The following is a 13,552-nucleotide window of genomic DNA, read 5'->3' on the forward strand; positions in this document are numbered from 1 at the left end:
GGAAAGCGCCAAGACGGTCGGGTCCGGCGCGGCGATGCTGGGCGCGGTTTCGACTGCCTGGTGAAACGACGATGACCGTTTTCCCACCACGCCCTGGTGTCAGCCGCCGTCCTGGTGTTCGCCGCCGCATGAAAGCACCGGCCCGATTATCGAGGCCGCCCACTTTTCAAATGGCGATTTACGCCGTCAGCAGGCCACCCTCCGCCGCCCCCAACGGGCCGGCCAGCAGGCCCGCGGGTGCCATTCCGCCACCGAAATGAGCAAGGAAAGCGCGAGCGGCCCTGATATCCGTCGTTCCCTCACCCCCGGAGAAGCGGGCCAGCAGGCCAGCCAGCAGATCCGGCGCGTCCCCCATGGCACCGCCGCGCATGTGCAGTCGGGCGAGGCTGACGGCGGCGCGCAACTGCCAGGACAGCGCGCCTTGCTCCCCCGCCATTTCCAGGGCCTGCCGAAACAATGCCTCCGGCTCCCGCCTTTCGCCCCGTTGCGCCAGCAGCTCACCGCGCACACGGATCAGTTCCGGCAGGCACCAGCCCTCCTCGTTGCGACGGGACCGTTCCACGCTGGTGGTGATCAGGTCCAGCGCTTTGGCCGTTTCCCCCGCCCGGCCCAGGGCCAGCGCCACCTCACGCAGCAGCGCGTTGTAGCGGGGGTGCGACAGGTCGGTGATGGCGGTGAGCGCGCGCAGCACGGGTTCAGGATCGGCCTGGCGGCCGGCCCGCTTGGCTTGGATCAGCAGCTCGAAGCACCCCGCCCAGTGCCGCCACATCACCATGCCGTGGCGCTCGGACAAGGCCAGCAATAGCTGGCCATGCCTTTGCGCCGCCGACACATCCCCCATCAGCAGCGCCAGGGGACAGGTGGATTGGCCGAAGGCGACACAGGTGGTCAAAGCGTGACCAAGGGCGGCGGCCTCTTCCAAATAGGCCCGCTGTTCCACCTCCGCCCGATCGATCTGCCCCAGCAGCCAAAGGAGACCAGCCAGGGTGCTCTGCGCCAGGACCCGCTGGTTGGCGTGGAAACGCAGGGTCTGTCCCGGAGGTGCCGCCACCCGGGACAGCCGGATGGCGGCCTCGGTATGCCGGGCGCCCCCCAGCTGGTCCCCCATGATGTGCAGCGACGCGCCCATCATCCGTTCCGCCAGGGCCGGTGCCGCCCGGTCGGGATGGGCCGCGGCCAAGGCCTGAAAGCGCCGGGCCAGACCCAGGGTGTCGCGCAACCGGCCAAGGTCGAAATAGATCATCCAGATGCCCATCAGGGCCTGGAGCTGGCAGGAATCGTCCCCCAGCCGTTCAGCCATGGCCAGCACCGTTTCCCAAATCCCGACCGCTTCCTCGCCCTGCATCTCGGTGATGGTATAGGCCATGCCCTTCAGGGTCAGCAGTTGCAGTTGTTGGCGTTCGTCGGCGAAGGGCTGGGGCAGGGCCAAGGCCTGACTGGTCCGCTGGGCGGCCTCCATCCATAAGGACAGGCGAACCCACAAGGGGGACGCCGCCAGCGTCAGGGTCCGCGCTGCCGCCGCGTTCGACCCGTCTTCGGCGAAGAGCCCCCCGTGGCACCAGTCAAGCGCGTGGCGGATATTGTCGAGCTCCGGGGTGTAGCGTGCCAGCATCTCCTGCGCCGGCTGCGCCTCCCATTGCGGGGCGGCCGCTCCCAGAAGGGCCAGGTAGTGGGCCGCATGGCGCCGGCAGACAGCATCCATCTCCCCGCTGGCGGCCAACTGTTCGCGGGCATAGGTCCGGATGGTATCCAGCAAACGCAGCCGGGGCTGGTCGCCGCCGGCCGGGGCCGCCACTACCAGGGACTTGGTCACCAGGCCGGCGATATGGAGGTCCGCCGCCGTCGTATCGCCCTCTTCCAGGGCCACGGCCTGAACCGCGGCCAGGTCAAAGCCGCCGGCGAACACCCCCAAGCGGTTCAGCACCCGCCGTTCCGCCGGCGACAACAGCGCGTAACTCCAATCAAAGGCGGCGCGCAATGTCTGGTGCCGGACGGCGGCGGTGCGGCGGCCCCGCACCAGCAGGCGAAAGCGGTCATCCAGCCGGGCGGCCATGCCGGCGACGCCATGGGCGGCGGCCGGGCCCGCCGCCAGTTCCAGGCCCAAGGGAATACCGTCCAGCCGGCGGCAGATTTCCGCCACCGCCGGCGCGTCGGCGTCCGTCAACTCAAAGCCGCCCCGGCAGGCGGCCACACGGTCGACGAACAGCTGCACCGCGGCATGATCCAGGGCCTGGGCCGCCGTCAGCCCGCCGGCGGCGGGGGGAACGGCCAGGCCATTCAGGCGCTGGATCACCTCCCCCTCCGCCCCCAGGGACTCGCGGCTGGTGGCCAGAATGTCGATACCGGGCGCGCCCGCCAGGATGGCCTCCACCAACGGGGCCAAGGCGCCCACCACCGGCTCGCAACTGTCGAGGATCAACAGCATACGTCGCGGCCTGAGATAGGCGACCAGCGGTGGCAGCGGGTCCTGCGCCTGGATGTGCGGCGCCAGGCGCGCCGCCAGCGCGGCCGGCACCAGCGCGCCATCGGTCAGGAAGGACAGGTCGATGAAGCCGACGCCATCAGGGTAGCGGCCAGCCACCTCGGGCGCCAGGGCCAAGGCGACCGTGGTCTTGCCGATGCCCCCGGGGCCGACGATGGTGAGCAGGCGCGAGCGGCCCAGACGGGCGGCCAGGGCGGCGATGACGTCCGCCCGTCCCACCGGTCGCGACAGATGCTGGGGCAAGGGGGGGGCCACCAGCGGCGGCGCCGGCTGAGCCGCGGGCAGAACCTGGCGATGCACCGGCCGGGCGAACCGGTATCCCTGGCCTGGCACGAACAAGATATGGGGCTGGTCACCCCGCCCGCCTTCCTGTTCATAAAGAGCCAGCGCTTGGCGCACCTTCGCCACCTGGACCCGCAGGTTGTTTTCCCCCACGTGGGTGGTGGGCCAGGTGCGGGACACCAGTTCCTCCTTGGTGACGACGGCGCCCGCCCGCTCCACCAGCGCGGTCAGGATGTCCAGCGCCCGCCCGCCGATGGCGATGGGCCGGTCAGCCGTCAGCAGCTGGCGCGCGGGATAGAGGTTGAACGACCCGAAGCGGTAAACGACCTCATCCGGAGCGGACGCCTCGGGTGTCGGCATGGATGGGGATGGATCGGGGGAAGGCGACATGGGAACGGTCGTACCGCAAGAGACCAGCTGGCCGCAATCTGCCAGAACCATTAATCCGGAAAACCAAGCCTGCGGGCAAGTGACAGAAATATCTGAATTTTAGGCGCGCGGCCGCCTTCCCGTCAGGCGCCTGGGGGACCGCTTTGGCGCAGGCGACGCCATCGGCTGGGCGTCTCCCCCCGCGATCGGCGGAAAAGACGGGAGAAATGGGCCTGGTCGCTGAAGCCGCAGGCCCTAGCGATATCGGCCAGCGACCCGTCGCTCCGCAGCATGAGGTGCGTGGCCGCGGCAAGGCGGCGCTCAATGATGAAATTGCGCGGCGACGCGCCCAGACTGCGACGGAAGACGGCGCAGAAATGACTGCGGCTCAGTTGCAAGAGGTCCGCCAGCGCCTCATTCGACAGATCGGCGGCCAAATTGGCATCGATATGGGCGATGACCCGGCGCTCCTGCCAAGGCGCCAGGCCGCCCATGCTTCGGGCCGCCCCCTTCTCCGCCTCCTGCTCCGTCGCACCCGCCGGCCCCGGTGTCAGCACCCCTGGCCCCGATGCCTCTGGGGGTGACATCAGCACCAGGATCCGGGCGATACAGTCGCGGGTGGTGTCCAGGTCCTGGTCAAACGCCTGCCGCGCCCGGCGCAGGAGGTCGGCGACCGTCGACGACACATCGTCGCCAGGATGGACGGGGGACCGGAGGGGGGATGGGGGCATGACCTCACCTGGGGGGCAACGACGCATGGCCCCGGCGGACAGGCCTGGCCACCCCCATCATGCCGGCGACGCCGGATGGCTTCGAGTTAACCGGTGCGAAGCACCGTTAAGTTTGCCACCGGTCCGCCCGCCCTGCCGCCAAGGTGCGGGGCCAGTTGGGGGACCGCCCCCCGCAAGGTTTCCAGCAGGTCGTCGGCGATCTTCAGATCGCCGGCCCTGTCGCCAGCCCCGAACCGTCCGCGCACGTCGCGCAGTTGCGCCAGCGCCGCGTCCGTCCGCTGGCGGTCATGCCACAGCCGGGCCTGGGAAATGGCGATGCGCAGGGACCAGGACAGGGCCCCCTGCCGATCCGCCAACTGGGCGGCCCTCTGCAGCAGAGCATCGGCCTCCGCCACGGCCCCCTCGGCCGCCCGCGCCAGGGCAAGGTGGCGCATCAGTTCAGGCTGGCACCAGGCGCCCCCGCGCGACGCCGCCAGATGCAGGGCCGGCTGCCAGCCCAGGGTGGCCAGCATGTCCACCTGCTTGCCCGTCGTCGCCGACGACAGCGCCGTCTCCTGCCCCAATACACAGGCATAGCCTTGCGCCCACGCGTCCCAATGGCGGAGCGCGCCACCGGCGGTGCGCTGGCGCAAAACCCCGTTCAGATGGGCGGCCCAATCATGATCGCCCAGCCACAGGGCCACCGGTATGGCGCCGAGCGCCAAGCCGAAGCAGGCGGTCAGATCATGTTCCAGCCGCTGGGATTCCGCCGCGCAATAGCGCGCCGCCTCCGCCGCCCTCGCCAGGTCGCCCCGCAGCCAGTGGATGCGCGCCAGTGAGGTCATCAGGGTCAGCCGGCTGTCGACCCGGGCATGGTTGACGCGGCCACCGCCCAGGAAGGCCTGGTCGCGCCGCAGGATTCCCTCCACGAGGGCCTGCGCCTGCGGCTGGTCGCCCAGGAAATGCAGGGACAGGGCCCGCATATGGTCGGCGGACTGCACACTGGTCATGTCGCCCATACGTCGGGCCGGGTCGGCGAACCGGTCGGCCAGCGCCAGGCTGTCGGCGTAGTCCCCCGCCTCCAGCTTCTGGGCCCAGCGCCCCCAGAGGGCCCGCATCTCCAGCGGACGTTCCTGCAGCCGGCGGCCCAGCGCCTCGGCTTGCTCAAAGGCCTGCGCCATGGCAGGGGTGGGCCCCCGGGCGTGCCATACGGCATGGCCATAAGCCACCAGCAGTTCGCCATGCTGCGCCGTCTCGCCCCATTCCTGCCCGGCCGCCGCTTCCACCGCGCGCTGGGCGAGGTCCAGGATTTCGCCCTGCAGCGACAGGTGGAACCACAGCGGCGCTATGGCGATGATCAGCGACAGGCTGATGGCCGGATCGCCCTCCGACCCCAATGCCCAGTCCAGCGCGGCGCGAATGTCATCCACATGACGGGACTGACGTTCCAGATAGTCGATCGGAGCCTTGCCGCTCCACGCCGGTTCCAGGTCGGCGAACAGCCGCCGGCAATAGAGGGCGTGGGCGCGGTGCACCGCCTGGTGACCCGGCTGGTCCGCCAGGCGGTCGTGGGCGTACTGGCGGGTGACGGCCAGCAGGGCGTAGCGGCTCTCGCCGTTCACCGTTTCCATGGTGATCATGGACTTGGCCACCAGCTCACTGACGGCATCCATGACGGCCAGTTCGTCGATCTCCTCCGAGGCGGCGATGGCCATGGCGGCGCGGATGTCGAAGCTGGATCGGAAGACGGAGAGCCGGATCAGCACCGTCTGCTCCTCTGGCCGCAGCAGGTCGAAGCTCCAGTCCAGGGTGGCGCGCAATGTCTCCTGCCGCGGGGGGGCGGTACGGCGCCCCCGGCCCAGGATGGTGAAGCGTTCGTTCAGCGCGGTCATCAGCGCCCGCGCCTCCAGCCGCCCGATGCGGGCGGCGGCCAGCTCGATGGCCAGCGGGATGCCATCCAGCCGGCGGCAGATGGCCGCCACCGCCATGAGGGCGTCCACCCCCGTCTCCAGCCCGTCACCGGCCGCCGCCCGGTCCAGGAACATGGCCACGGCCGAATGACGGCGGATCGCGTCGGGGTCGGTGACCGTGACCGGCGGAACGGATAGGCTGGCCAGGCGGTGCACCCATTCGCCTTCCGCGCGCAGCGGCTCGCGGCTGGTCGCCAGGATGGTCAGGTCCGGGCAGCCTTTCAGCAACTGCTCCACCAAGGCCGCCGCTGCCTCGACCACATGTTCGCAATTGTCCAGCACCAGCAGTTGGCGCCCATCGCGCAGCGCCTGGAACACCTCGTCAAGGCTGTCATCCGTGGGTGACGGGGCCAACCCCAGACCGGCAGCCAGGGCGGCGGGCAGGCGCTGGGCATCGGTGACCGGGGAGAAATCGACAAAGCTGGCGCCCATGTCCCCATCGGCCGCCAGGCGGCGCGACAGGGCCAGCGCCACGGTCGTCTTGCCGATGCCGCCGGGGCCCACCACGGTGACCAGGCGGCGAACGGCGACACGGGCGGCCAACTGTTCGACCACCTCCGCCCGGCCGATGACACGGTCCAGGGAAACCGGCAGGGCCGGCGTCAGGCCCGCCGCCGGCTTGGCGGCATCGCCTACGGCGCGCCAGGAAACGGGGGCCACCAGCCGATAGCCCCGCCCCACATGGTTCACGATGTAGCGGGCGCCCGCCTGACCGTCGCCCAAGGCGCGGCGCAGGCCGGACATGTGCACGCGCAGCGCGCCGTCATCCACCGTCGTGTTGGGCCACACCTCCGCCAGCAGCTCGTCACGACCCACCAGTTGGCCCGCGCGCAGGACCAGTGCCACCAGGATGTCCAGCGCCCTGTCACCCAAGCGGACAGGCGCACCGCCCCTCAGCAGCACACGCCCGGGAAGGTGCAGCTCACAGTCGCCGAATGAGAAGATCTGCCGGTGTGGCATCGTCACATCCAGGTTGGGGGGGGGCAAAATGGGAGCACGGGATTCGCCCGAAGCAGTCAAAAGCGCGGAATCACCACCCAAGCTAGGTACCGACCCCATCCGCAATCTTGTCGATTATGCGCATTTTTGAAGATGGGTGCGCGACGAATTAGGTAGGGGCGTACACCCTCTTGGCAGGGCAGGGCGCGGATACGGCCCCGGGGGCATCGCCGTCCTAAGCATATTCAAAATCAGGTTGAGGCATCCAATCGGCCCTGGAGGATTTCGGGCATGGTCCTGTCACCCGGCGGAGATGCGCCCATCAGCATCGGCCGGGCAGCGGAATAAGGGATGCCGGAATGAGACGCAAGCATTGGGTGGGGGCCGCGGCTGCCTGCATTGCCCTGGGCGGACTGGCCGCCCTGGCCGTGGCCTATCGCGCGCCCCTGCCGGCCATCGCCCGACCTGACGCCGCCAGTTTCGATCGGGCGCGGGTGGCGCGGGGCGCCGTTCTGGCGGCCATCGGCGACTGCGCCGTCTGCCACACGGCGGACAGGGGGGCGGCCTATGCCGGTGGCCGGCCGCTGCCCACGCCATTCGGCACCCTGTACACCACCAACATCACGCCGGACATCGCCACGGGCATCGGCACCTGGTCGCTGGACGCCTTCACCCGCGCCCTGCGCGAGGGTGTGGCCCGCGACGGCCATCACCTCTATCCGGCATTGCCCTATGAACACTATACCCATGTCACTGATGGCGACGTGGAGGCGCTGTACGCCTTCCTCATGACGCGCCCAGCCGTGTCGGCGCCGCCGCAGCCCAACCATATGATTTTTCCCCTGGGGTTCCGACCGCTACTCGCGGGCTGGAAGCTCCTGTTCCTGCATAGAGGCGCCCTTCCACCGCGAACCGACCGGGACGCCCAGTGGAACCGCGGCGCCTATCTGGTGGAAGGACTGGGCCATTGCGGGGGCTGCCACACCCCGCGCAATCCCCTGGGCGGGGAAGAGACCGGCCGCGCCTATGCCGGCGGCGTGGCCGAGGGCTGGGTCGCACCGCCCCTGGATGGCAGCAGTCCGGCCCCCATCCCCTGGACCGCCGACGGCCTCTACCGCTATTTGCGCACGGGCATGGACGGAGAGCACGGCGCGGCCGCCGGCCCCATGGGGCCCGTGACGCATGACCTGTCGGCCATCCCGGAAGATGAGGTCCGGGCCATCGCCGTCTACGTCGCCTCGCTGCGGATGGACGGCCGGCCCGGGCCGGGGCCGGGGCCGGTGGACCACGCGGATGCCGCGGCGCAGGCGCACCCCGCCGGCGCGGCACTGTTCGCCGGCGCGTGCGGCGGCTGCCATGAGGCGGGCGCCCCCATGCTGACGGGCGGCCGCCCAGGATTGGGCCTGGCCAGCGGCCTGCAATTGGAGGAGCCGGCGAATGTGGTTCGCGCCATCCTGGAAGGGCTGCGCCCCCCCGTCGGCGCCGCCGGCCCGTTCATGCCGCCCTTCGCCAATTCCCTGACCGACGGCCAGGTGGCGGAGGTGGCGGCCTATCTGCGCGCCCGCTACAGCGACCGGCCCGCCTGGACGAACCTGACGCGCGAGAGCGCCACCGCCCGCAAGGAGGGCCAGCAGCCATGACCATCACCCTGACCGTGAACGGCGTGGACCACGCGGTGGACGCCCCCCCCGATACCCCGTTGCTTTATGTGCTGCGCGATGACCTGGCGCTGAACGGCGCCAAGTACGGCTGCGGCCTGGGCCAGTGCGGCGCCTGCACCGTGCATGTGGATGGCAAGCCCGTCTTCTCCTGCGTCACCCCGGTGGCCGCCGTGGCGGGCCGGCGCGTGCGGACGGTGGAGGGGCTGGGAACCGTCGACACCCCCGGCATCCTGCAACAGGCCTTCATCGCGGAACAGGCGGCCCAGTGCGGGTATTGCATTTCCGGAATGATCATGAGGGCTCAGGCCCTGCTGGATGGCGTGCGCAGGCCCACCGACGCCCAGATCCGCGCCCACATGCAGCCCAACCTGTGCCGCTGCGGCACCCACGGCCGCATCCTGAAGGCGGTGCGCCGGGCGGCCGACATGATGGGCGGCACCGTTCCGCAGGCGGTGCGGTCATGAGCATGAGCCCGCTGGACCATGCCAAGGCGCCGTCGCGCCGCGCCTTCCTGGGGGGTGGCGGCGCGCTGGTGGTGGCCTTCTCCCTGGCGCCCCGGGCGCTGGCCCAGTTGGCGGGCGGGGGGGAGGGCGGTGCCGGTCCCGCCGTCATCGCCCCCGACCTGAAGGGCAGCCTGAAGAACCATCCGTGGCTGGACGCGTGGATCCGCGTCGATGGCGATGGCCGCGTCACCGTCTTCACCGGCAAGGTGGAACTGGGCCAGGGCATCCGCACGGCCCTGATCCAGGTGGCGGCGGAGGAACTGGACCTGCCGCCAGGGGCCATCACCCTGGTGACGGCCGATACCCGGCGCACGCCGGACGAAGGGCTGACCGCCGGCAGCCATTCCATGCAGGATAGCGGCACCGCCATCCTGAACGCCGCCGCCAACGTGCGCATGCTGCTGACCAACGCCGCCGCCGCGCTGTGGCGGGTCCCGGCCGGCGGCCTGGCCACCACCGGGGACGGCCATGTGCGGGGCCCCGACGGTCGCCTGGCGGCCTATGGCGACCTGGCCGCCGGCCTGTCCCTGCATGTCGCGGCCGTGCCGGACGCCCCCCTACGCAACCCCGCCGACTACCGCACCCTGGGCAAGCCCCTACCCCGGGTGGACATTCCCGCCAAGCTGACGGGCGGGGCGGCCTACCTGCACGACATGCGCCTGCCCGGCATGCTGCATGCCCGCGTGGTGCGGGGCCCGGCGGAGGGTACGCGCCTGGTCGAGCCCGACATCCAGGCGGTGGAGGCCATGCCCGGCGTGGTCAAGGTGGTGCGCCGGGGCGCCTTTCTGGCCGTCGTGGCGGAGCGGCAGTGGACCGCCATCCAGGCCCTGCGCCATCTGCAGCGGGCGGCGCACGCCCGTGTGACTGCACCGCTCCCCGCCGGTGCTGCCACCGGCGCGCCCCTGTCTGGCGACGCCGTCGAGGCGGTGCTGAACACCCTGACACCCCGTGACATCGCGATCGAGGACACCCGGACGCCCACCGGGCCCGCCGTGCACACGGTGCAGGCGCGTTACACCCGGCCTTGGATCAGCCACGGCTCGATCGGCCCGTCCTGCGCGCTGGCCCGGTTCCAGGATGGGGAGATGACGATCTGGACCCACAGCCAAGGCACCTTCGACGTCGCCCGGGTGGTGACGGAACTGCTGGGCCTGCCGGCGGAAAAGGTGCACGCCATCCATGCCGAGGGCGCCGGCTGCTACGGCCAGAACGGCGCCGACGACGTGGCGGCGGACGCCGCCGTCATCGCCTTCGCCGTGCCCGGACGGCCCATCCGCCTGCAATGGATGCGGGAACAGGAATTCGGGTGGGAGCCGCTGGGCCCCGGCATGGTGACCCGGCTGGCGGCATCGCTGGACGCCGACAACCGCATCGTCGCCTGGCGCCACGAGGTATGGAGCAACCCGCACAACAACCGGCCCGTGGGGGCCGGCGGCGTGTTGGCCGGGGCGGAGGTCGATCCGCCCTTCGCCGCACCCGAGGGCAAGCCCATCCCCATGCCGGAGGGCGACGGCAGCCGCAATTCCAACCCGCTGTACACCTTCGCCAACACCCACGTCCTGTATCACTTCCTGAAGGACATGCCCGTCCGCGTCTCCGCCCTGCGGTCCCTGGGGGCGCACCTGAACGTCTTTTCCATCGAAAGCATGCTGGATGAGCTGGCCGCCGCCGCCGGCATCGACCCCCTGGCCCTGCGTCTTGCCCATATGGAGGACCCGCGCGCCCGCGACGTGATGCAGGCCATGGCCGCGGGCTTCGACTGGGCGGGACGGCCCCGGGGCGACGGCCGCCGGGGCTGCGGCATGGCGTTCGCCCGCTACAAGAACCTGGGCGCCTATTGCGCCGTGGCGCTGGAGGTCGAGATTGACCGGGAAACCGGCCGTGCCTGGGTGCGCCGGGCCTTCGCCGCCGTCGATTGCGGCCAGCCCGCCAACCCCGATGGCGTGCGCAACCAGATCGAAGGCGGCCTGATCCAGTCCCTGAGCTGGACCGGCCATGAGGCCATGGCCTTCAGCCCGGAGCGCCGCGCCGCTTTCGATTGGAGCGGCTATCCCATCCTGCGCTTCCAGGATGTGCCGGGCACCATCGACGTGCGGGTCGTGGACCGCCCGGGCCTGCCCTTCCTGGGCACCGCCGAAGCGGCGCAGGGCCCCACCGCCGCCGCCCTGGCCAACGCCATCGCCGATGCCACGGGTGTGCGCCTGCGCGACATGCCCCTGGCCCCCGACCGCCTCAAGGCCGCCCTGGGCCCCGTCTGAGCCCGTTTCCCTGAAAGCCCCGTCATGACCAAGGTTTCCATGACCCAAGCCTCCCCCCTGCCGGAGCCCCAGGCGCCGGACTTGACCGGCGCGCTGACCGTGGCCATGGCCCTGGCCTGCGGCATCGCCGTGGCCAACATCTATTACAACCAGCCCATGCTGGGCATTCTGGAGCGGGAGTTCGGGGGCGCCGCCCTGGCGGGCTTCGTACCCACGGCCACCCAGCTGGGCTATGCCGCCGGCCTGGTGCTGCTGGTGCCCCTGGGTGACCTGGTGGACCGGCGACGGCTGATCGTCTTGCAGCTGCTGGCCATCGGGCTGGCGCTGGCCGCCGCCGCCGTGGCGCCCACCGCCAGCGCGCTGGCCGTCGCCTCGCTGTTCATCGGCGTGCTGTCCACCGTCGCCCAGCAGATCGTCCCCTTCGCCGCCACCCTGGCGGCACCGGAGCGTCGCGGCCGCGTCATCGGCATGGTGATGAGCGGCCTGCTATGCGGCGTGCTGTTCAGTCGCACACTGGGCGGCTTCGTGGCCACCCATCACGGGTGGCGGGCCATGTTCTGGCTGGCGGTGCCGTTGGCCTGGGGCACGGCGGCCCTGATGGCGGCCACCCTGCCCCGCCATGCCCCCGCCAGCCCGCTGCGCTATGGCCAGGCCCTGGCCTCGCTGGCCCATCTGTGGCGGCGGCACCCGGCCCTGCGCGCCGCCGCCCTGACCCAGGGCGCCCTGTTCGCCGCCTTCACCGCCTTCTGGACCATCCTGTCGCTACGCCTGGAACAGCCGGCCTTCGGCCTCGGCGCCGACATCGCCGGCCTGTTTGGCGTCATCGGCGCCGCCGGCGTGGTGGCCGCCCCCATCGCCGGCCGCCTGGCGGACCAGCGTGGCCCGCATCTGGTGGTGATCCTGGGCTCCGTCGTCACCCTGCTGGCCTGGCTGCTGTTCGGGTCCTGGGCCAACATCTGGGCCATGGTCGTCGGCGTCGTCATCCTGGATTTCGGCATGCAGGGCGCCCTGGTCTCCAACCAGGCCATCGTCTTCGCCCTGGACCCCCAGGCCCGCAGCCGCCTGAACACCGTGTTCATGGGCTGCATGTTCCTGGGCGGCGCCCTGGGCTCCGCCGCCGCCACCGCCGCCTGGAAGCTGGGCGCCTGGCCCGCCGTCTGCACCTTGGGCGGGGGCCTGTCGGTCCTGGCCTTTGGCATCCAGGTCCTGCTGGGCCTGCGCCGCCGCCGGGCGGCCACGACGACGGGGGCTTGAGCCATGGCCGGTTTGCGCATTCGCATCGTCGGTGGCTCCCTGGGCGGGCTGTTCGCCGCCGCCTTGCTGCGCCAGGATGGACACGACGTCCGCGTCTATGAACGGTCGATCGGTGGCCTGGGCGGCCGGGGCGCCGGCCTCGTCAGCCAGCGGGAACTGTTCGCCCTCTTGCGGGCCGTGGGCTGCGAGCATGTGGCCCATATTGGGGTCGTGGCCCGAGAGCGCATCTTCCTGGACCGGGACGGGGGCATCGCGGAACGCCACGCCACGCCACAGACACAGATCTCGTGGGACCATCTGTACCGCACCATCCGGGAAAAGCTGCGCGATGACGACTACCGGCTGGGTCGTCCCGTCCGCGCCGTGTTCCAGGATGCGGACGGGGCCCGCCTGTCGTTCGCCGACGGCGGGCAGGAGGAAGCCGACCTGGTCATCGGCGCCGACGGCCTGGGCTCCGTCGTGCGGGAGGCGGTGACCGGCGTGCCGTCACCCAACAGCTATGCCGGCTATGTCGCCTGGCGCGGCCTGATCCCGGAAGACCGGGTGCCGCCGGAGGCCGCCCTGCTGCGCGACCGCTTCGCCTTCTACATGATGCCCCGGTCGCACGCCCTGGGCTATCTGGTGCCAGGGCCGAGCGGGGAGACCGCCGCCGGCGCCCGGCGCTATAACTGGGTGTGGTATCGGCCGGTGCCGGCGGCGGCCCTGCCCGCCACCCTGACGGACGCCGACGGCCGTTTCCACCCCCATTCCCTGGCGCCAGGCCTGCTGCCGGCGCCGGTGGCGGACACCCTGCGGGCGGACGCGGCGCGCCTGCTGCCCCCGCCCTTCGCCGCCGTGGTGGCGGCGGAACCGCGACCCTTCATCCAGGCCATCTTCGATTACGAGGCGCCGGTGATGGCCGCTGGCCGCATCGCCCTGCTGGGCGACGCCGCCTTCGTCGTGCGTCCGCATACCGCCATGGGCGTGGCCAAGGCCGCCGGCGACGCCCTGGCCCTGCGGCGATACCTTGCCGAAACGCCCCACCTGGCCGACGCGCTGGCCCTGTACAGCCATGACCGCTGCACGGCCGGATCCGCCATCGCCGCCTATGGCCGCCGCCTGGGCGCGGCGCTGGAGTGACTCCC

General features: G+C 71.3%; 8 protein-coding genes. 5 read left to right on the forward strand and 3 right to left on the reverse strand.

Annotated features, from left to right (window positions below; all coding sequences use genetic code 11):
• Positions 1 to 178: 178 nt before the first annotated feature.
• The 3 genes from FHS74_RS30975 to FHS74_RS12975 all read right to left on the reverse strand — a co-directional run bounded on the left by FHS74_RS30975 (position 179) and on the right by FHS74_RS12975 (position 6,773).
• Positions 179 to 3,154 carry an ATP-binding protein gene (locus FHS74_RS30975; protein WP_184801028.1) on the reverse strand — a complete coding sequence of 992 codons (2,976 nt, stop codon included), beginning with the start codon at positions 3,152 to 3,154 and terminating at the stop codon, positions 179 to 181.
• A gap of 122 nt (positions 3,155 to 3,276) precedes the next feature.
• A complete protein-coding gene (locus FHS74_RS12970; protein WP_184801030.1) occupies positions 3,277 to 3,864 on the reverse strand; it encodes a helix-turn-helix domain-containing protein in 588 nt (195 codons plus the stop codon).
• Positions 3,865 to 3,950: 86 nt separating this feature from the next.
• Positions 3,951 to 6,773, reverse strand: a complete 2,823-nt coding sequence (locus tag FHS74_RS12975; RefSeq protein ID WP_184801032.1) for an ATP-binding protein — start codon at positions 6,771 to 6,773, stop codon at positions 3,951 to 3,953.
• Between the two features lie 338 nt (positions 6,774 to 7,111).
• Here FHS74_RS12975 and FHS74_RS12980 point away from each other — a divergent pair, with 338 nt between their 5' ends.
• The 5 genes from FHS74_RS12980 to FHS74_RS13000 are packed head-to-tail and all read left to right on the forward strand — an operon-like array spanning position 7,112 to position 13,547.
• Complete coding sequence (locus FHS74_RS12980; RefSeq protein WP_184801034.1) at positions 7,112 to 8,392, forward strand: cytochrome c; 1,281 nt, start codon at positions 7,112 to 7,114, stop codon at positions 8,390 to 8,392.
• On the forward strand, positions 8,389 to 8,877 hold the full coding sequence (locus FHS74_RS12985; RefSeq protein WP_184801036.1) for a (2Fe-2S)-binding protein: 489 nt from the start codon (positions 8,389 to 8,391) through the stop codon (positions 8,875 to 8,877). Before FHS74_RS12980 ends, FHS74_RS12985 begins: the two co-directional genes overlap by 4 nt.
• Positions 8,874 to 11,174, forward strand: a complete 2,301-nt coding sequence (locus FHS74_RS12990) for a xanthine dehydrogenase family protein molybdopterin-binding subunit (protein ID WP_184801038.1) — start codon at positions 8,874 to 8,876, stop codon at positions 11,172 to 11,174. Before FHS74_RS12985 ends, FHS74_RS12990 begins: the two co-directional genes overlap by 4 nt.
• Before the next feature lie 24 nt (positions 11,175 to 11,198).
• Positions 11,199 to 12,428: an MFS transporter gene (locus FHS74_RS12995; RefSeq protein ID WP_246463099.1), complete on the forward strand. Its 1,230-nt coding sequence runs from the start codon at positions 11,199 to 11,201 to the stop codon at positions 12,426 to 12,428.
• Positions 12,429 to 12,431: 3 nt separating this feature from the next.
• Entirely contained in the window at positions 12,432 to 13,547 is a 1,116-nt protein-coding gene (locus FHS74_RS13000) for an FAD binding domain-containing protein (RefSeq protein ID WP_184801040.1), read from the forward strand.
• The last annotated feature ends 5 nt before the right edge of the window (positions 13,548 to 13,552 follow it).

The sequence above is a fragment of the Nitrospirillum iridis genome (assembly GCF_014205765.1).
Lineage (GTDB): Bacteria > Pseudomonadota > Alphaproteobacteria > Azospirillales > Azospirillaceae > Nitrospirillum > Nitrospirillum iridis.